This is a genomic window from Halomonas sp. (assembly GCF_052095765.1).
Lineage (GTDB): Bacteria > Pseudomonadota > Gammaproteobacteria > Pseudomonadales > Halomonadaceae > Halomonas.
Window position 1 is genome coordinate 1 of the sequence record NZ_JBQDJZ010000061.1, and the last position, 17277, is coordinate 17277.

20 protein-coding genes are annotated in these 17277 nt (G+C 60.1%); 16 read left to right on the plus strand and 4 right to left on the minus strand.

Going from position 1 to position 17277, the window contains the following annotated elements; translation table 11 throughout:
- The 14 genes from ACTH3D_RS08860 to ACTH3D_RS08925 form a co-directional block, all read left to right on the plus strand.
- On the plus strand, positions 1-910 hold a 910-nt coding region (locus tag ACTH3D_RS08860; RefSeq protein WP_441666706.1), incomplete at its 5' end, for a cysteine desulfurase family protein.
- Between the two features lie 38 nt (positions 911-948).
- Complete coding sequence (locus ACTH3D_RS08865; RefSeq protein WP_441666707.1) at positions 949-1275, plus strand: HesB/IscA family protein; 327 nt, start codon at positions 949-951, stop codon at positions 1273-1275.
- A gap of 168 nt (positions 1276-1443) precedes the next feature.
- Entirely contained in the window at positions 1444-1872 is a 429-nt protein-coding gene (gene ndk / locus ACTH3D_RS08870; protein ID WP_441666708.1) for a nucleoside-diphosphate kinase, read from the plus strand.
- 55 nt (positions 1873-1927) lie between these two features.
- Positions 1928-3052, plus strand: coding sequence for a 23S rRNA (adenine(2503)-C(2))-methyltransferase RlmN (gene rlmN / locus ACTH3D_RS08875; RefSeq protein ID WP_441666709.1), 1125 nt, complete (start codon positions 1928-1930; stop codon positions 3050-3052).
- Between the two features lie 99 nt (positions 3053-3151).
- Positions 3152-3682 (plus strand): tetratricopeptide repeat protein, encoded by a 531-nt coding sequence (locus tag ACTH3D_RS08880; RefSeq protein WP_441666710.1) that lies wholly within the window; start codon positions 3152-3154, stop codon positions 3680-3682.
- A gap of 86 nt (positions 3683-3768) precedes the next feature.
- Positions 3769-4800 (plus strand): RodZ domain-containing protein, encoded by a 1032-nt coding sequence (locus ACTH3D_RS08885; RefSeq protein WP_441666711.1) that lies wholly within the window; start codon positions 3769-3771, stop codon positions 4798-4800.
- Between the two features lie 7 nt (positions 4801-4807).
- Entirely contained in the window at positions 4808-5923 is a 1116-nt protein-coding gene (gene ispG / locus ACTH3D_RS08890; RefSeq protein ID WP_441666712.1) for a flavodoxin-dependent (E)-4-hydroxy-3-methylbut-2-enyl-diphosphate synthase, read from the plus strand.
- Positions 5924-5947: 24 nt separating this feature from the next.
- Positions 5948-7240, plus strand: coding sequence for a histidine--tRNA ligase (hisS, locus tag ACTH3D_RS08895; protein ID WP_441666713.1), 1293 nt, complete (start codon positions 5948-5950; stop codon positions 7238-7240).
- 30 nt (positions 7241-7270) lie between these two features.
- Entirely contained in the window at positions 7271-7930 is a 660-nt protein-coding gene (locus tag ACTH3D_RS08900) for a YfgM family protein (RefSeq protein WP_441666714.1), read from the plus strand.
- Positions 7927-9072 carry an outer membrane protein assembly factor BamB gene (bamB, locus tag ACTH3D_RS08905; RefSeq protein WP_441666715.1) on the plus strand — a complete coding sequence of 382 codons (1146 nt, stop codon included), beginning with the start codon at positions 7927-7929 and terminating at the stop codon, positions 9070-9072. The genes ACTH3D_RS08900 and bamB overlap by 4 nt, the downstream gene beginning before the upstream one ends.
- Positions 9069-10472 carry a ribosome biogenesis GTPase Der gene (der, locus tag ACTH3D_RS08910; protein ID WP_441666716.1) on the plus strand — a complete coding sequence of 468 codons (1404 nt, stop codon included), beginning with the start codon at positions 9069-9071 and terminating at the stop codon, positions 10470-10472. The genes bamB and der overlap by 4 nt, the downstream gene beginning before the upstream one ends.
- A gap of 222 nt (positions 10473-10694) precedes the next feature.
- Positions 10695-11255: a LemA family protein gene (locus ACTH3D_RS08915; RefSeq protein WP_441666725.1), complete on the plus strand. Its 561-nt coding sequence runs from the start codon at positions 10695-10697 to the stop codon at positions 11253-11255.
- Entirely contained in the window at positions 11255-11998 is a 744-nt protein-coding gene (locus tag ACTH3D_RS08920) for a TPM domain-containing protein (RefSeq protein ID WP_441666717.1), read from the plus strand. Before ACTH3D_RS08915 ends, ACTH3D_RS08920 begins: the two co-directional genes overlap by 1 nt.
- 58 nt (positions 11999-12056) lie before the next feature.
- Positions 12057-12674 carry a TPM domain-containing protein gene (locus ACTH3D_RS08925; protein WP_441666718.1) on the plus strand — a complete coding sequence of 206 codons (618 nt, stop codon included), beginning with the start codon at positions 12057-12059 and terminating at the stop codon, positions 12672-12674.
- Positions 12675-12695: 21 nt separating this feature from the next.
- Here the strand turns inward: ACTH3D_RS08925 and ACTH3D_RS08930 are convergent, their stop codons facing one another.
- Entirely contained in the window at positions 12696-13559 is an 864-nt protein-coding gene (locus tag ACTH3D_RS08930) for an ATP-binding protein (protein WP_441666719.1), read from the minus strand.
- Positions 13560-13742: 183 nt separating this feature from the next.
- Between ACTH3D_RS08930 and ACTH3D_RS08935 the strand changes: the two genes are divergently transcribed.
- Complete coding sequence (locus ACTH3D_RS08935; RefSeq protein ID WP_441666720.1) at positions 13743-14540, plus strand: M48 family metallopeptidase; 798 nt, start codon at positions 13743-13745, stop codon at positions 14538-14540.
- A 15-nt stretch (positions 14541-14555) separates the two neighbouring features.
- A complete protein-coding gene (locus tag ACTH3D_RS08940) occupies positions 14556-14816 on the plus strand; it encodes a hypothetical protein (protein ID WP_441666721.1) in 261 nt (86 codons plus the stop codon).
- Between the two features lie 10 nt (positions 14817-14826).
- Here ACTH3D_RS08940 and aroE read toward each other — a convergent pair whose 3' ends face one another.
- From aroE to ACTH3D_RS08955, 3 genes are all read right to left on the minus strand, one after another.
- On the minus strand, positions 14827-15642 hold the full coding sequence (aroE, locus tag ACTH3D_RS08945) for a shikimate dehydrogenase (protein WP_441666722.1): 816 nt from the start codon (positions 15640-15642) through the stop codon (positions 14827-14829).
- On the minus strand, positions 15639-16574 hold the full coding sequence (gene hemF, locus ACTH3D_RS08950) for an oxygen-dependent coproporphyrinogen oxidase (RefSeq protein ID WP_441666723.1): 936 nt from the start codon (positions 16572-16574) through the stop codon (positions 15639-15641). The genes aroE and hemF overlap by 4 nt, the downstream gene beginning before the upstream one ends.
- Positions 16575-16621: 47 nt before the next feature.
- On the minus strand, positions 16622-17277 hold a 656-nt coding region (locus ACTH3D_RS08955; protein ID WP_441666724.1), incomplete at its 5' end, for an L-threonylcarbamoyladenylate synthase.

Sequence of the window (17277 nt, forward strand, 5' to 3'; positions counted from 1 at the left end):
CCTGGCACTGATTGGCTATATGCGTGCCAATCGCGCCCGGGGTCGCCACCTAATCACCTCGACCATCGAGCATAAAGCAGTGATCGATTCCGCCACCGCCTTGGAGCAGGAAGGTTTCGACGTCACCTGGCTCAAGCCCGCTGCCGACGGCCGCGTGTCACCAGCCTCGCTACGCGAGGCCATGCGTGATGACACCGTGCTGGTATCACTGATGGCAGTGAACAACGAGTTGGGCAGCATTAATGATCTGGCTGCGTTAGCCGAAGTGGCCCACTCCGGCGGCGCAATCTTCCACACCGACGCCGCCCAGGCGCTGGGACGGCTGGAGCTAGACGTCAAACGCCTGGGCATCGACATGATGTCGCTCTCTGCCCACAAGGTATACGGCCCCAAGGGCATCGGCGCTTTGTATGTCAGACGCGACTCGGAGCTGCGCTTGGAAGCACTGATTCACGGTGGCGGCCACGAGCGCGGCATGCGCTCCGGCACCCTACCGACCCATCAGATCGCCGGTATGGGCGAAGCCATGGCCATCGCTGTTGCCGAACACGACGAAGACCAGCAACGCATCGGTCAGCTGCGTGACCGCCTGCTGCAAGGCCTGTCTGACATTGACGGCGTACACTGCAACACCCGTATCGACAGCGCTGTTCCCAACATCCTCAACCTGGCATTTGATAAGGTTGATGGTGAATCACTGCTGATGGCACTGCGCGACATTGCCATCTCCACCGGCTCAGCATGCAACTCGGCAAGCGTTGAGCCGTCTCATGTATTAAAGGAAATCGGCGTGCCCCGCCCACTGGCGCTGGCATCGCTACGTTTCAGTATCGGACGCTTTACCACCGAGGCCGATATCGATCGCACCCTGGACGCCCTTCGCCACGCGCTGACCGGGCTGCGTCGCTAAGGCCTGACAGCAATATTATTGCCTTGAAGGAGGTTCTCATGGCACAACTTTCCATCACCTCATCCGCTGCCAGCCAGATTCGCCATGTGCTTGATGAACGTGGGCACGGCCTCGGGCTGCGCGTTTCAATCAAGCCCAGCGGCTGCTCGGGCTACAGTTATGTGCTCGACTTCGCTGATGAAGCGGCCAATGACGACATCACCTTTGAAGAGCACGGTGTCAAGGTGTTTGTGGCGCCAGATGCGCTGGAGGTTCTCGACGGCAGCGAGGTCGACTATGTCTCCGAAGGGCTGAATCGATTCTTCCGCTTCCGTAACCCTAACGTGACAGACGAGTGCGGCTGCGGCGAGAGCTTCAACGTCTGACGCGTCGATTGTTCATTGACGGCGCACAGCGTTATACTCTGCGCCCTGTCGGCTAGCGCCGCTCCACTTTCTTGCTGCTGATTTGCTGCCAGGCGCCACCCGGATATTCCGGCGTGGCGCTTGGCCGTAGCGCGTGACACACACCGGACCCAACTGGAGATACTCTCAATGGCAACTGAACGCACTCTGTCCATCATCAAGCCCGACGCCGTCGCCAAGAACGCAATCGGCGACATCAAAAGCCGCTTTGAAAAAGCCGGGCTGCAGATCGTGGCGTCCAAGATGATTCACCTGTCTCGTGAACAGGCCGAAGGCTTCTACGCAGAGCACAGCGAGCGCCCTTTCTTTGGCGATCTTGTCAGCTTCATGATCTCTGGCCCGGTTGTGGTTCAGGTGCTTGAAGGCGAGAACGCCATTGCTGCCAACCGCGACCTGATGGGAGCCACCAACCCGAAGGAAGCTGAGGCTGGCACCATTCGTGCCGACTTCGCCGAGTCTATCGACGCTAATGCTGTTCACGGCTCTGACTCCCCCGAGTCGGCCAAGCGTGAGATCGACTACTTTTTCCAGGCAAGCGAGATCTGCCCGCGCACCTGAGCCCTGCCCGGCGGGAGAGCAGTCTCCCGCCCCGTACACTAACCCGCTGACCAACATGACCATCACAGCCCCCCAACGCCAGAACCTGCTAGGCATGACGCGCGAGGAGATGGAAGCCTTTTTCCTGGCCATTGGCGAAAAGAAATTTCGTGCAGCCCAAGTGATGAAGTGGATTCATCACGAAGGGTGCAACGACTTTGACGCCATGACCAATCTCTCCAAGGCGCTGCGCACCCGTCTCAATGAGGTCGCTGAAATTCGCGGCCCGCGTGTCGCCTATGAAGGAAAATCCAATGACGGCACACGCAAGTGGGTGCTGGAAGTGGAAGATGGCAGCTACGTAGAAACCGTGCTGATTCCTGCCGACGATGGCAAGCGCCGCACCTTGTGCGTGTCGTCTCAGGTGGGCTGCTCGCTGGACTGCAGTTTCTGCTCGACCGGCAAGCAAGGCTTTCAGCGCAACCTCACCGCCGCCGAGATCATCGGCCAGGTGTGGGTCGCCAGCAATAGCGATGGCCCACGCCAGGGCAGCGCCCACCGCCCCGTGACCAACGTGGTGATGATGGGCATGGGCGAGCCGTTGCTGAACTATGACAGCGTTCTACCGGCCATGAAGCTGATGCTGGATGACAACGGCTATGGCTTGTCCAAACGCCGCGTCACGCTCTCGACATCAGGCGTGGTGCCGATGATCGACCGCCTCGGCGACGATCTAGATGTGAGCCTGGCAATCTCGCTGCACGCCGGTAACGACGAGCTGCGTAGCGAGCTGGTGCCGCTCAACCGCAAATACAACATCAGCACCCTGCTGGCTGCCTGTAAACGCTATCTGGAAAAATGTGGTGACGCCCGCATCATCACCATCGAGTACACGCTGATCAAGGACATCAACGATCAGCAGCCGCATGCCCAGGAGCTTGCCGAGGTACTGAAAGAGCTGCCCTGCAAGATCAACCTGATCCCATTCAATGCGTTTCCGCACTCGGGCTATGAGACGCCGTCACGAAATCAAGTCATGCGCTTTCAGCAGTGGCTTTATGAGCTTGGCTTTGCCGCGCCGGTCCGTTCGACCAGGGGCGACGATATTGACGCTGCCTGTGGCCAACTGGTCGGTCGCGTAAAGGACCGCACCCGTCGCCACGAACGCTATATACAGTCGATCCAGATCGATGCTGACTGACGGTGGCGCCTGCTTGACTTCATCACGCCTCAACGCTTTGATGGACGCATTCCGCCGCTCGCAGGCAATGACGCTGTTCAGTACCAAAATGAGGATGTCATGACAGGACGCATACGCCCCGGCGGCCGTTTACGGCTCAGCGTCACCGTCTTTATGGCCGGTTTGCTGCTGAGCGGCTGTGCCAGCCTGCCTGGCGACAAAGCGAGTCAGGAGGACAGCAGTGCCGAGGCAACAGCAGCCTATACCCGCCTTGGCGAAGCTTACCTTACGCGTAACAATCTACCGCGCGCCATGACATCGTTAAACCGCGCCCTGGAGATTGACCCGCACAACACCAGGGCACTTCAGGCGCTGGCACTTGTCTATAGCCGCCAGGGGAACCTCAGCCTGGCCGACAAGACATACCGGCAAGCGCTTGCCGCCGATCCGGAAATGACCCGGGCACGTAATAATTATGCGGTCTTTTTATACGAACAGGGACGGGTTGCCGAGGCCTGCTCAGAGTTCAAACAAGCATCTGGTGACAGCCGCTATGCACACCGGGCCCAACTGCTCGACAATCTGGATCAGTGTCAGCGTCGGCTTGAGAACAGAAATGCAGTCCGACCTCAGGACGCTTCCTCAGGATAATCCCAGAGCGATGCGACAGCCTCTGATGCCAGGCGCTTGCCCAGAGTGTGCTGCAACACCCATTTTTTCATGAAGGATGCGACCCCATGAACGACACTCAGCTTCCGCCAACCGATGCGCTCACAGAGCAGAGCAGTCCGGGCGAGATGCTACGTCATGGACGGCAGGCGCTGGAGATCAGCCAACAGGAAGTTGCCGTTGCCCTCAACCTTCGCCCGGCGGTCATCCAGGGACTGGAAAACGACAGCTATGACGAAGTACCAGTGACGATTTACCGGCGCGGCTACCTACGCAGCTACGCCAACCTGCTGGGCATGGACCCAGAAGTGGTGTTGGCGGCCTATCAGGCGCGCAACGCCGATGCCGACCGTGCCTCCGAAACACAGGCACGCCCGCTGCAGCTGCAAAAACGCCCCTCAAGTATCGGCACCTGGCTGTTCCGGCTGATGACACTGGTTGTCATCGTTGGCCTGGCTGGTCTGACGCTGATGTGGTGGCAAAGCCGTGGCGGAAACCAGCCGCCCGCGCCCGGCACCAGTGAACCCGTAGCGGTGGACAGCCGCGACGGCACAATCACCATCGATGAACCAGCCAGAACGCAGCAGGCGCCCCCGGAAAGCAGCATTACCAATGACACCCACCCGGTGATAGAGACAGCGCAGCCTGAACCTGCCACCCCGGTAGCGGACGCTCAACCTTCTGCGGCTGCTGACCCAGCCAGCGAAGCCGGATCACAAACAGCTGTGGCTAACGCCTCAGGTACGGCCGACGACAGCGCCGCAGCTGGCGAGCAGGAATCCGCCGCACTAGTAAGCCAGGAAGCCGACCAGGCGGCACCCCCTACGACTGATGCCAGCGAAGAAGCACCGGCCAACCCCAACCTGCTGAAGCTGGTGTTCAATAAAGAGTCATGGGTGCAGATCAATGACGCTAATGGCAAGACAGTCTTTGTCGGACTGCAGCAGGCCGGTACCGACGCCAGCATTGAAGGCACCCCGCCATTGAGACTGACCATCGGTAATGCCAACGGCGTTGAAATGACCTGGCGCGGTGACACTGAGAATGTTGGCAGCCGTGCCGCTGCCGGCAATGTTGCACGCTTCACACTGGGAGAATAAGTCGACCATGCACGCCACATCGCCTATTACCCGCCGCATCTCACGCCAGATACATGTGGGCAAGGTGCCGGTTGGCGGCGGCGCGCCCATTTCGGTGCAGAGCATGACCAACACCGACACCCTGGACGTAACCGCCACCATTCATCAGATTCGCCAGCTTGAACAGGCGGGCGCCGATATCGTACGCGTCTCGGTGCCGTGCATGGACGCTGCCGATGCCTTCGGCCGCATTCGCCGGGCGGTCAATGTGCCGCTAGTGGCCGACATCCACTTTGACCATAAAATTGCCCTGCGTGTCGCCGAGCTCGGCGTTGACTGCCTGCGTATCAACCCGGGCAACATTGGCCGCGAAGAGCGCGTTCGCGCAGTCGTCAGCGCCGCCAGGGACAACGGCATTCCGATCCGCATCGGCGTCAACGCCGGCTCGCTGGAGAAGTCCCTGCAGCGCAAGTACGGCGAACCGACTCCCGAGGCCCTGGTCGAATCGGCGCTACGTCATATCGACCACCTGGAACGGCTGGATTTTGCGGACTTCAAGGTCAGCGTCAAGGCCAGCGATGTGTTTATGGCAGTGGCCGCTTACCGCGACTTGGCCAGCCGCATCGAGCAGCCGCTGCACCTGGGTATTACCGAAGCAGGCGGACTGCGCTCGGGCACGGTAAAATCCTCGATTGGCCTTGGCCTGCTGCTGATGGACGGTATTGGTGACACCATTCGCGTATCGCTGGCAGCGGACCCGATCGAGGAGATCAAAGTCGGTTTCGACATGCTCAAGAGCCTCAGGCTGCGCAGCAAGGGCATCAATTTCATTGCCTGCCCGAGCTGTTCGCGCCAGAATTTTGATGTTATCGACACTATGAACCAGCTCGAGGAGCGCCTTGAAGATGTCATGACGCCGCTTGATGTCTCGATCATCGGCTGTATCGTCAACGGCCCCGGTGAAGCCAAAGAAAGCGATCTGGGCCTCACCGGCGGCAGCCCGGCAAACCTGCTTTACCTTGACGGCAAGCCCGCGCAAAAGCTGACCAACGAAAACCTGGTCGATGACCTGGAGCGGCTGATCCGCGACAAGGTGCGTAAAAAACAGCAGGCCGAACAAGACATCATTACCCGTGATGCCTGACGCCATACCATCCAGGAGCCTGTTTTGAGCAACAAAATCCAAGCCATTCGTGGCATGAACGACTTACTGCCCGACCAGTCACCACTGTGGCAGTACTTTGAGGGCCAGGTGCGCTCACTGATGCGCCATTACGGTTATGCCGAGATCCGCACCCCAGTTGTCGAACAGACAGCGCTGTTCAAGCGCTCTATCGGCGAAGTCACCGATATCGTCGAGAAGGAAATGTACACTTTCGACGACCGCAACGGTGACAGCCTGACCCTGCGCCCCGAGAACACCGCCAGCTGTGTGCGCGCGGCCATGCAGCATGGCCTGCTGCATAACCAGACCCAGCGGCTGTGGTATCAGGGTCCGATGTTTCGTCATGAGCGTCCCCAGAAAGGCCGCTACCGCCAGTTTCACCAGGTCGGCGTGGAAACCTTCGGACTAGACGGCCCGGACATTGATGCCGAAGTCATCCTGTTGTCGGCGCGGCTGTGGAAGCAGCTGGGCCTCGACCAACACGTCACCCTGGAGCTGAACTCACTGGGTTCCACAGAAGCGCGCGCAACCTATCGCGACACCCTGGTGGCTTATTTCGAGCAACACCAGGACGTCCTGGATGAAGATTCCCGGCGTCGCCTGAGCACCAACCCGTTGCGTATCCTAGATTCCAAAAACCCTGACATGGCCGACATGCTGGATAAGGCCCCGCAGCTGATCGACCATCTCGACGAGGCCTCACGCGAGCACTTCGAGGGACTTACCGCACTACTCAAGGCCGCCGGTATCGATTTCGTCATCAACCCACGCCTGGTACGCGGGCTGGACTACTATTCACGTACCGTATTCGAGTGGACCACCACCACACTAGGCAGCCAGGGTACCGTGTGCGCCGGCGGCCGCTATGATGGCCTGGTCGAACAGCTCGGCGGCAAGGCCGTGCCAGCGGTGGGCTTTGCCATGGGTATCGAGCGGCTGGTACTGATGCTCGATACCCTCAACCTGATACCTGACGCGGCATTGGCGCAACTCGATGCCTACCTGCTACCAATGAGTGAGGCCACTGAGCCTACCGCCCTGTTGCTAGCAGAACGCCTACGCGACGCTTTGCCTGAACTCAGCCTGCAGCTGCACTGCGGTGGCGGCAGTTTTAAAAGCCGTATCAAGAAGGCCGACCGCAGCGGCGCTCGCCTAGCGCTGTTGATCGGCGAAGATGAGTTGGCCCGCGGCAGCGTTGCCGTCAAATTTCTGCGCGAAGACCGGGAGCAGCTGGATATTGCTCAGGCCTCGCTGGCCGAAACACTGAATACTCTGCTGTCAGATGCGAGCGTCTGACAGCCTGCTGACCGAACAAGGAGATCGTGCGTGGCAGATATCAACAGCGATGAAGAACAGCTTGAGGCCATCAAACGCTGGTGGAAAGAGAACGGCACCTCACTGATCGTTGGCGTGGCGATAGCCGCAGCTGGCGTGTTTGGCTGGAAGGCTTGGCAACAATATCAGCTGAACCAGTCTGAAGCCGCCTCGCTCCGCTACCAGGAGCTGCTCTATCTGAACCGCGAAGGCGATCTCGACGCCAAGAGCCGTGAACGCGCACAGCTACTGATTGACGAGCTCGAAGAACACCATGGCAGCACCTTGTATGCCGATCTTGGCCGCCTGATCGAAGTCCGTCTTGCGGTGCAAGAAAACAATATCAGCGACGCTATGGTGCCGTTGAATACGGTTGCCGACAGCAGCAAGCATCCCTACATTCAGGGCGTTGCGCGGCTCAGACTGGCCCGCCTACAGCTCGCCCAGGGCGACGCAGATGCTGCCCTGGGCACTCTGGACAAAAACATCCCCTCTGCGCTGGCGGCCATGCATCTTGAGCTTCGCGGTGATGCTTTCCTGGCGCTGGAGCAGCGAGACAAAGCAGCAACTTCCTGGCGTGAAGCCCTCGAGCTCAGCGCCGACAATGAACAGACCCAGTACGCAATACGCCTCAAGCTCGATGACCTAGGAGTCGAGGAGACCAGCTCATGACCCCAAGACTGATAATTGCCGCTCTGGCCACCGTATCATTACTTGCCGGTTGTTCAGGCAACGTGGAGCCCCAATATCCTCCCAAGGATCTGCGCGACCTGAGCGCCACGGCCCAAGCCACCACCTTGTGGAGCAAACGCATTGGCTCTGGCCTGGGCAAAGGTAGTTACCCCATGGCACCGGCCCAAGATGGCTCGCGGATATTTGCTGCTGACCATCGTGGTCTAGTAACCGCACTGGATGCCAACACCGGCAACCCCCTGTGGGAAACCACCTTGGACAGCGGCGCTTCAAGCGCCCTGTCAGCAGTTGATGGCCAGCTGTATTTGGGCACCCGCAACGGCGAAGTGGTGGCTATGGACCAGAGCACCGGCAAGGTGAAGTGGAAAACCACCACCAGCAGCGAAGTCCTTGCAGCGCCTCAGGCCAACAGCGAACTGCTGATCATCCAATCTGTCGACGGCCACATCACCGCGCTTAACCGCAACGATGGCACGGAATTCTGGAACTATAGCGCTTCCCAGCCAGCACTCAGCCTGCGCACCAGCGCCACGCCGAGGGTTATTGATGCAGTGACTATTGCCGGGCTCGCCAACGGCCGCCTGGTCACTCTGGACAACCGCACCGGACAGCCGCTGTGGGAGAGACGCATCTCCAACCCCACCGGTAACTCTGAAATCGAGCGGTTGTCCGATCTGTCTGGCCAACCGCTGCTGACGCCCGACGGGCGCCTCTACGCCACCAGCTATAACGGCCGGGTAGTCGCTCTGGAAGCTACCAGCGGCCAGATCGCCTGGTCACGTCCGCTCTCCAGCTATCGCTCACCGCTGATGGTTGGCGATACTCTGTACGTGGTCGATGAGGCCAGCCATGTGGTTGCCCTAAACGCCATGACCGGTGATGAAATGTGGCGCCTGAGAGACCTTGAAGGCCGCTCACTCACCGACCCGGAGTTTGCCGGCGGCCAGATCGTGCTTGGCGATTATGACGGCTATGTGCACCTGATCAACGCCAACTCAGGCAAGCTCACCGGACGCAGCCGCGTCAACAGCTCCGGTATCAGCGTAACGCCTCAGACCGACGGCAGACGTGTTTACATGCTCACCAATAACGGCACGCTCCAGGCCCTGGATATTCGATGAACCCAGTGATTGCACTCGTTGGCCGCCCGAACGTCGGCAAGTCAACGCTGTTCAACCGTCTTACGCGCAGCCGTGATGCGTTGGTGGCCGACTTCCCAGGACTGACCCGGGATCGCAAGTACGGCAACGGCATGCTCGGCGGCAAGACCTATACGGTGATCGACACCGGCGGAATCAGCGGCACCGAAGAAGGCATCGATGCAGCCATGGCCGAGCAGTCGCTGCTGGCCATTGATGAGGCCGATATCGTGCTGTTCCTGGTTGATGCCCGGGCAGGCCTGAACGTGGCCGACGAGGCCATTGCCAGCCACCTGCGCACTAACCAGAAAAAGACTTGGCTGGTGGTCAACAAGGTGGATGGCATGGAAGAGCATTCGGCCATCGCTGACTTCTGGCAGCTAGGTCTGGGTGATCCCCAGCCCATCGCTGCCGCCCACGGCCGCAATGTCACTTCGTTGATTGAGCAGGTACTGTCGCCCTTCCCCGATCGCGACCCGGACATCCCGGCCGATACCGGTAGCAAGGGGATTCGCATTGGTGTGATCGGCCGCCCGAATGTCGGCAAGTCCACGCTGGTCAACCGCATGCTCGGCGAAGAGCGCGTGGTAGTCTATGACGAGGCCGGCACCACCCGCGATGCCATCGAGATTCCCTTCGAGCGCAATGGCAAGCCCTATGTGCTGGTGGATACCGCCGGCGTGCGGCGGCGCAAGAACGTTTCCGAGTCGGTCGAGAAGTTCTCGATTATCAAAGCGCTGGAGGCGATCAAGGAGTGCCATGTTGCCATCATGGTGCTGGATGCCCGCAGCGGACTGGTAGAGCAGGATCTGCACCTGCTGGACTACGTGCTGACCAGCGGCCGCGCGCTGATACTGGTGGTCAACAAGTGGGACGGCCTGGAGAGCGAGGTGCGCGACAAAATGCGCGCCGATATCAAGCGCCGCCTGGGCTTTGCCGACTACGCCGAGCTGCACTTTATCTCAGCACTGCACGGCACCGCTGTGGGTGATCTTTATCCATCGCTGGAGCGTGCCTTTGCCTCAGCGACCAGCCACTGGTCAACCAACCGTCTGACCAACATCCTGCATGATGCGGTGGAACAGCACCAGCCGCCGATGATCCACGGTCGGCGTATCAAGCTACGCATGGCCCACCAGGGCGGCAGTAACCCGCCGATCATTGTCGTTCACGGCAGGCAGACCGAGTCGCTGAACGAAGCCTACAAGCGCTATCTCATCAACACCTTCCGCAAGGTACTCAAGGTACGCGGCACGCCGATGCGCTTTGAGTTCCGCTCTGGCGACAACCCCTTCGACCACCAGGCAGGTGACAGTGATCGTAGGAAAGCCAAGCAGCGCGAGCTGGACCGCACCAAGGATGCTCGCCGCAGCCGGCGCTAAGCCGCTTCAGAAAGCTTGATTGAACAAGCGGGGCGATCAACTTGATCGCCCCGCCTTTTTTGCCTGTAACCCGAGGTAACATGCCTTTCTTTACAGCAAACTGCGCTGTACCTTAGTTAACCATCATCATTATTCATCATCGAAACATAAAGACAGGACGCTTTCATGTCGACAGGACACCCAACCTCTGCTAGCCCTTACGCCTGGCGGCTCGCTCTGATAATGATCATGGCGCTGCTGCTAACGGGCTGCGGCATCAACAATATTCCTACCTATGATGAGCAGGTGAAGTCAGCCTGGGCGCAGGTGGAGAACCAGTATCAGCGCCGCGCGGACCTGGTGCCCAACCTGGTCGAGACGGTCAAGGGATTTGCCCGACAGGAGCAGGAGACCCTGACCGCCGTGGTGGAGGCGCGGGCCAAAGCGACGTCCATCCAGGTCGACGCTGAGTCGCTAAACGACCCACAGAAGATGCGACAATTTGAGCAGGCCCAGCAGCAGCTGACCGGCGCACTAAGCCGACTGATGGCCGTCTCGGAAAGCTACCCTGAGCTGAAGTCGAACCAGAACTTTCTGGCCCTGCAGTCGCAGCTAGAGGGCACCGAAAACCGCATTGCTGTGGCACGCCGCGACTTCATCACCGCGGTTGAACGCTACAATACCGAGATCCGTACCTTCCCTGGTCGCCTGTGGCACAGTGTCCTCTACGGCGACATGCCGGTTCGTGAGACTTTCGAGGCCACCACTGAAAATGCGGATCAGGCCCCCCAAGTGGAGTTTTGATGAGTCATCTTTTACGCATCCCGCTATTAGCTTTCCTGTTGACAGCGGCGTTCATTCTTCAAGTTCAGCCAGCTCAAGCACAGGAGCTCGATTTTCCTGAACTGACCGGGCGCGTGGTCGACCAGGCCGAACTGCTGGATCAGGCCACCGAGACGCGACTTGAGGAAAAGCTGGCGGCCCACGAAACGGCGACCAGCGAACAGTTGGTGGTGGCTACTGTGCCGGACCTGCAAGGTGCCACTATCGAGCAGTATGGTTATCAGCTGGGGCGCCATTGGGGGATCGGCCAAGCAGAAAAGGATAACGGCGCCCTGCTGATCGTGGCTCCCAATGAACGCAAAATGCGCATCGAAGTAGGCTATGGCCTTGAGGGCCGGCTAACCGATGCGCAGTCCTCAGTAATCATCAACCAGGTCCTGACGCCGGCCTTCCGCCAGGGCGACTTTGCCCGCGGCATCAGCGAAGGCGTGGAAAGGATGATCCAGGTGCTGGGCGGCGAGCCCATGAGTACCAGCTCACGCGCCTCAGCTCGGAGCCAACAATCTGAAAAACCGGCGTCGCCGCTGTTTGTGGTGATGTTCATCATCGTCATGATACTGGTACGCGGCGGTCGTGGTGGCCTGCTGGCCGGCATGGTGCTGGGTGGTGGTCTGGGCGGCGGATCGCGTGGCGGATCGCGTGGCGGTGGCGGTGGTGGTTTCGGCGGCGGCTTCGGCGGCGGCGGCGCTTCAGGCGGCTGGTAACCCGGAATGCCCGACGCTAGCAGTCACATGACAACACAAGGTGGAGATCAGAGCCCCCATGGCTTTATTGAGTAAAGACGAGCAGCAACAAGTCGCCGATGCAGTCAAGCGTGTTGAGCGCGATACCGATGCCGAGCTGGTCACCGTACTGGCCGCACGCGCAGACAATTATGCTTATATTCCTCTGCTTTGGGCCGGCTTGCTGGCGCTGGTGGTCCCTGGTGCGGTCAACTATTTTTTTGGCGGGTTAACGGCCTATGAGCTGACACTGGTGCAATGGGCGAGCTTTATCGTACTGGGGCTAATATTCCGCCTTCCAGTCATCACCATGCGCCTGGTGCCACGCTCGGTTCGCCACTGGCGTGCGGCCAACCTCGCGCGGCGACAGTTCCTGGAGCACAACCTGCACCATACCGAAGGGGATACGGGAATCCTGATCTTCGTCTCTGAGGCCGAGCGCTACGTGGAAATTTTGGTCGACCGGGGTATCTCGTCGCGTATCAGTGATGACAGCTGGCAATCGGTTGTGGCGTCATTTACCCGGCACGTGAAAGACGGCGAGACCCTGAAGGGCTTCCTACAGTGCATCGATGACTGTGGCAAGCACCTCAAGGAACAGGTGCCGGCCACCCATGAGCGCAACGAATTGCCAAACCGCCTGATCGTACTGGACTGACCTATATGCGCGGCCGTCTACTCAGTGACTCAGGCGCTGCTGCCCTACCCACTGACAGGCAAATTGCCAGGCAACCCGCCCGCTTCGACTGCCGCGCAGAGTAGCAAAGCGAATAGCCTCGGCGCGGGCCTGGGGCGTCCAGTCCTCGGTTTTGCCTAACCGCGATACCCAGTGGCAGCAGGTTTCCAGATAGGTGTCCTGATTGAACGGATAAAATCCCAACGACAGTCCGAAACGGTCGGACAGCGAAATCTTTTCCTCTACTGCATCGCCGTGGTGCAGCTCGTCGCCCACCAGCCGTGTGCCCTGATTATCCTGCATCGACTCAGGCAACAGATGCCGGCGGTTAGACGTTGCCAGCAGCAGGACATTTTCCGGCGGCCCAGTCAGGGCACCGTCCAACACGCTTTTCAGTGCCTTATAGGCATCGTCGTGACCCTCAAAAGACAGATCGTCGCAATAGACCACAAAGCGATGTGGCTCATAGCGCAGACGCTCTACCAGGGTAGTCAGCCCCGCCAGATCGTGGCGGTCCACCTGCACCAGCCGCATGCCTTCATCGGCCAAGTCATTGAGCAGCGCACGCACCAGCGACGACTTGCCGCTGCCCCGCGCCCCCCACAGCAACGCATGGTTGGCCGGATAGCCGCGCAAAAAAGCCCGCAAGTTATCGACCAACGCCAGTTTCTGACGCTCGATGCCCAACAGGTCATCCAACCTCAGATCGTCACGCGGCGGCACTGCCACCAGATGCCCGCCCAACGCGTGGCGCTGCCACAGCGCCGCCACATCACGACTCCAGTCAACGGCCACCGGCGTTGGCGGCAACCAGGGCTCAATGCGCTCCAGCAGACTCAACAGGCGCCTGCTTAATGACTCATCCATGACGCTCTCCTTGTTACAGATTAATGCCGATCAGAAAGTCAATCAGACAGCCGACGAACAATCGCTGATCATCAATAAATGGGTATCGATAGCTGTTGGAGACAGCCCAGGATCAGGGTATCTTGAGACCCTCACATGACCTCGTCCAGAGGAAACCTTACCGACGTCACACAAGGATGCCCTATGCGTTGGTTAAAGACATTTGCCATCGGCGCGATCAGCGCCAGCCTCGTTGCCTGCGCCACCTCGCCGACTGGCCGCATGCAGCTCACCATGATGCCCGATGACGAGCTCAACCAGATGGGCGCACAGTCTTTTGCACAGTACCAGCAAGAGCTACCTACGGTCGGCGGTGCTACCCAAGCCTATGTCCAGTGTGTCACCGATGCCATCGTCGCGACTCTGCCGCCAGGTAGTCCTCAGTACAACTGGCAAGTGCGCGTGTTCAAGGACGACTCAGCCAACGCCTTTGCGCTACCCGGCGGCTATGTCGGTGTGCACACCGGCTTGCTGGATATCGCGGAAAACCAGGATCAACTGGCCTCGGTCATTGGGCATGAGGTCGGCCATGTGCTGGCTCGCCATGCCAACGAGCGCATGTCCACGCAAAACATCACCAGCATTGGTCTGAGCGTAGCGGCATCCGCGGCCGGACTGCAGGGCGCTCAGGCCGAGATGGCCAACGCCGCCCTAGGTATGGGTGCGCAGTACGGCATCCTGCTGCCGTTCTCGCGTAGCCATGAAAGTGAGGCCGACGTGATTGGCCTACAGCTGATGGCAGATGCCGGCTTCAACCCCCAGGGCAGCGTTGACCTGTGGCGCAACATGAGCGCCAGCGGCGGCAACGGGCCACCGGTGTGGATGTCGACGCACCCCAGCAGCGACCAGCGTATCGCCAAACTTGAAAGTGAGATGAACGCAGTGATGCCTCAGTACCAGCAAGCACGCCAGGCCGGGCGCCAGCCGAACTGCCAGCGCTAATCAGGGAGACACGCCATGCTTCGCCTCGGGCTAGTGCTGATGATTGTGCCCATCGTTGTGCTGATGAGCCTGTACTTCATTGAGCTCAACGGTGTGCGCGACTGCGTGCTGAACGGCCAGGGTCATTGGGACTATGTAACAGGCCTGTGCCGCGACACGCCACAGCCCACTGTGCCTTTCATTGCGCGCAAGCCGTGGCTGGTCAACGGCAGCATGCTGGTGTCAGTGCTTGGTCTGGTGCTGTGCATGGCAGGGCTGTACGTCAAACGGCGTTAAGTGCCTCAGATCAGCCCAGCTGCTGTCGCAGCGTGGCAAGCACCGGCTCAACATCGGGCTGCCTGCCGCGCCACTGCAAGAAAGACTCAGCAGCCTGGCCCACCAGCATACCCAGACCATCAATGGCCCGCGCACCCTGCGCTTCGGCCCAGCGCATGAATACCGTCGGCTCGGCACTGTACATCATGTCGTAAGCCACACCGCCCTCGGTAAACAGTGCTTCGGGCAAGGGCGGCAAATCACCGGACAGGCTAGCACTGGTGCCATTGATAACCAGATCGAACTGCCCTGTCACGGCCTCAAAACCGCCCCCACTGATGGCGCCAAGGTCGTTGAAGTCAGCGGCCAGCGCACTGGCTTTGGCGGCGGTCCGGTTGGCCAGAAAAAGCGCTGCCGGCCTTTCGGCCAGCAGCGGCTCCAGTACACCGCGTACTGCGCCACCGGCCCCCAACAGCAGCACCCTCGCTCCCTCAAGGCGCACGTTATTGCGCCTGAGATCCGCCACCAGGCCCGGGCCGTCCGTGGTATCACCATGGGTCGTGCCGTCATCGGCCAGCAACAGGGTATTCACTGCACCTGCCCGCCGAGCCCGCTCACTGATGTGGTCACATAGTCGGTGGGCTTCTTCCTTGAAGGGCACGGTAACGTTAGCGCCGCGCCCACCCTGGGCAACAAATTCGCGCCAGGTGCCAGCAAAGTCACCAAGCGGCGCTTCAATGGCCAGATAGGACATATCCTGGTCCGTCTGCTCAGCGAAGGCCGTATGTATCAGCGGTGACTTTGAGTGGCTGATCGGGTGACCGAATACCGCGTAGTGATCCGTCATACGTTTTCTCCAGAGCGCTCTGCTTCACCCAGCCAGTCACGTGGCTGCAGGTAATAGATCAGGCGAGCCTCGGCACTGTCCGGCTCCGGCTCCCAACGGTAGGCCCAACGCGCCAGCGGCGGCATTGACATCAGAATGGACTCGGTACGTCCGTTGCTCTGCAAACCGAACAAAGTGCCACGGTCCCACACCAGATTGAACTCCACATAGCGGCCACGACGATAAAGCTGGAAGTCCCGCTCACGTTCATTCCAGGCTGCTTTGCGGCGACGCCGGACAATGGGCAGGTAAGCATCCAGGAAGCTGTCGCCGACCGCCTGCAGAAAGTCAAAGCAGCGTTCGAAGCCACCGTCATTGAGATCGTCGAAGAACAGCCCACCGACGCCGCGTGTTTCACCCCGGTGCTTAAGCCAGAAGTAGTCATCGCACCAGGACTTATAGCGCGGATAGACATCCTCACCAAAGGGCGCACAGGCATCCTTGGCAACACGGTGCCAGTGGCGCACATCCTCAAGTACCGGATAAAAAGGCGTAAGGTCGTAGCCGCCACCAAACCACCACACCGGTGCCTCACCTTCCTTTTCAGCAATGAAAAAACGCACATTGCCGTGGCTGGTTGGCACGTGGGGGTTTTCAGGGTGCAGCACCCAGGACACCCCCATGGCATGAAAGCTGCGCCCAGCAAGTTCCGGCCTGGCGGAGGTGGCCGACGGCGGCAGCGCTGCGCCGTACACATGGGAGTAATTGACGCCGCCCTTTTCGAACAGTGCGCCATCCTCTATCACCCGCGAGCGCCCGCCACCGCCCTCCTCGCGGCTCCACGCATCTTCACGGAAGGTTGCGCCGCCGTCTTCTTCAGCCAGACCAGCACACAGCCGCTCCTGAAGATCGAGCAGATAGGTTTTGACGTTATCAAGATGCGCGTGGGCCACAGGGCCTCCTTGTTAAATGGCACGAAGAAAGTCGGTCACGGAGAAGCTCAGGAGCGCAGCACTTGCCCGGTCAGCAGGTCGCGGATGGTACTGGGGCGCTCGTACCCGCCAAGGGCGCCTTCCAGCACGGCATCCAGATCGTCACCGAAGGTGGCGCGCAGCTGGGCACTGTTCATGGCTGCAGGTTCGCCGGCACGATTGGCTGAGGTTGACACCAGCGGGCCGCCGTAAGCCCGGCACAACTGGGCGACCAGCGGATGGCGGGAGACTCTCAGCGCCACCTGCTGATGATCGCCGCGCACCAGCCGATGCGTGCGGCCATTGTCCGGCACCAACCAGGTGGTGGGTGTAGCGCTCGGCTGCTCCAGCTGCCGGTACTGATCCATGGAAAGGCCATCGAGCCAGGGCAGCAGCTGTTCAACCCCAGCCGACACCAAAATCAGGCCCTTGGCCGGATCACGTTGTTTGAGTGCCAACAGGTGAGTCAAGGCGTTGGTGCTGTCCGGGTCGCAGCCCAATCCCCACACCGCCTCGGTTGGGTAGGCAATAACACCCTCTCGGCGCAGCGCAGCAACGGCAGTTTCCAGAGGGGCAGAGCTCAGTGTTGGTGGCATATCGGCATTCAATGGCATGTGGCAGCGGCAGACAAGCGGGCTGAGCCCTGGCGGCATCCTGCGCGGCAAGTCGATGGCTAACGCCTTAG

Coding starts and splice junctions, on each gene's coding strand:
- aroE (WP_441666722.1), bottom strand. CDS start 15,642: ATGACGGATCACTACGCGGTATTCGGTCACCCGATCAGCCACTCAAAG.
- ispG (WP_441666712.1), top strand. CDS start 4,808: ATGCACGCCACATCGCCTATTACCCGCCGCATCTCACGCCAGATACAT.
- ACTH3D_RS08940 (WP_441666721.1), top strand. CDS start 14,556: ATGCTTCGCCTCGGGCTAGTGCTGATGATTGTGCCCATCGTTGTGCTG.
- ACTH3D_RS08880 (WP_441666710.1), top strand. CDS start 3,152: ATGACAGGACGCATACGCCCCGGCGGCCGTTTACGGCTCAGCGTCACC.
- ACTH3D_RS08935 (WP_441666720.1), top strand. CDS start 13,743: ATGCGTTGGTTAAAGACATTTGCCATCGGCGCGATCAGCGCCAGCCTC.
- ACTH3D_RS08925 (WP_441666718.1), top strand. CDS start 12,057: ATGGCTTTATTGAGTAAAGACGAGCAGCAACAAGTCGCCGATGCAGTC.
- ACTH3D_RS08920 (WP_441666717.1), top strand. CDS start 11,255: ATGAGTCATCTTTTACGCATCCCGCTATTAGCTTTCCTGTTGACAGCG.
- ACTH3D_RS08930 (WP_441666719.1), bottom strand. CDS start 13,559: ATGGATGAGTCATTAAGCAGGCGCCTGTTGAGTCTGCTGGAGCGCATT.
- ACTH3D_RS08865 (WP_441666707.1), top strand. CDS start 949: ATGGCACAACTTTCCATCACCTCATCCGCTGCCAGCCAGATTCGCCAT.
- ACTH3D_RS08885 (WP_441666711.1), top strand. CDS start 3,769: ATGAACGACACTCAGCTTCCGCCAACCGATGCGCTCACAGAGCAGAGC.
- bamB (WP_441666715.1), top strand. CDS start 7,927: ATGACCCCAAGACTGATAATTGCCGCTCTGGCCACCGTATCATTACTT.
- ndk (WP_441666708.1), top strand. CDS start 1,444: ATGGCAACTGAACGCACTCTGTCCATCATCAAGCCCGACGCCGTCGCC.
- rlmN (WP_441666709.1), top strand. CDS start 1,928: ATGACCATCACAGCCCCCCAACGCCAGAACCTGCTAGGCATGACGCGC.
- ACTH3D_RS08915 (WP_441666725.1), top strand. CDS start 10,695: ATGATCATGGCGCTGCTGCTAACGGGCTGCGGCATCAACAATATTCCT.
- der (WP_441666716.1), top strand. CDS start 9,069: ATGAACCCAGTGATTGCACTCGTTGGCCGCCCGAACGTCGGCAAGTCA.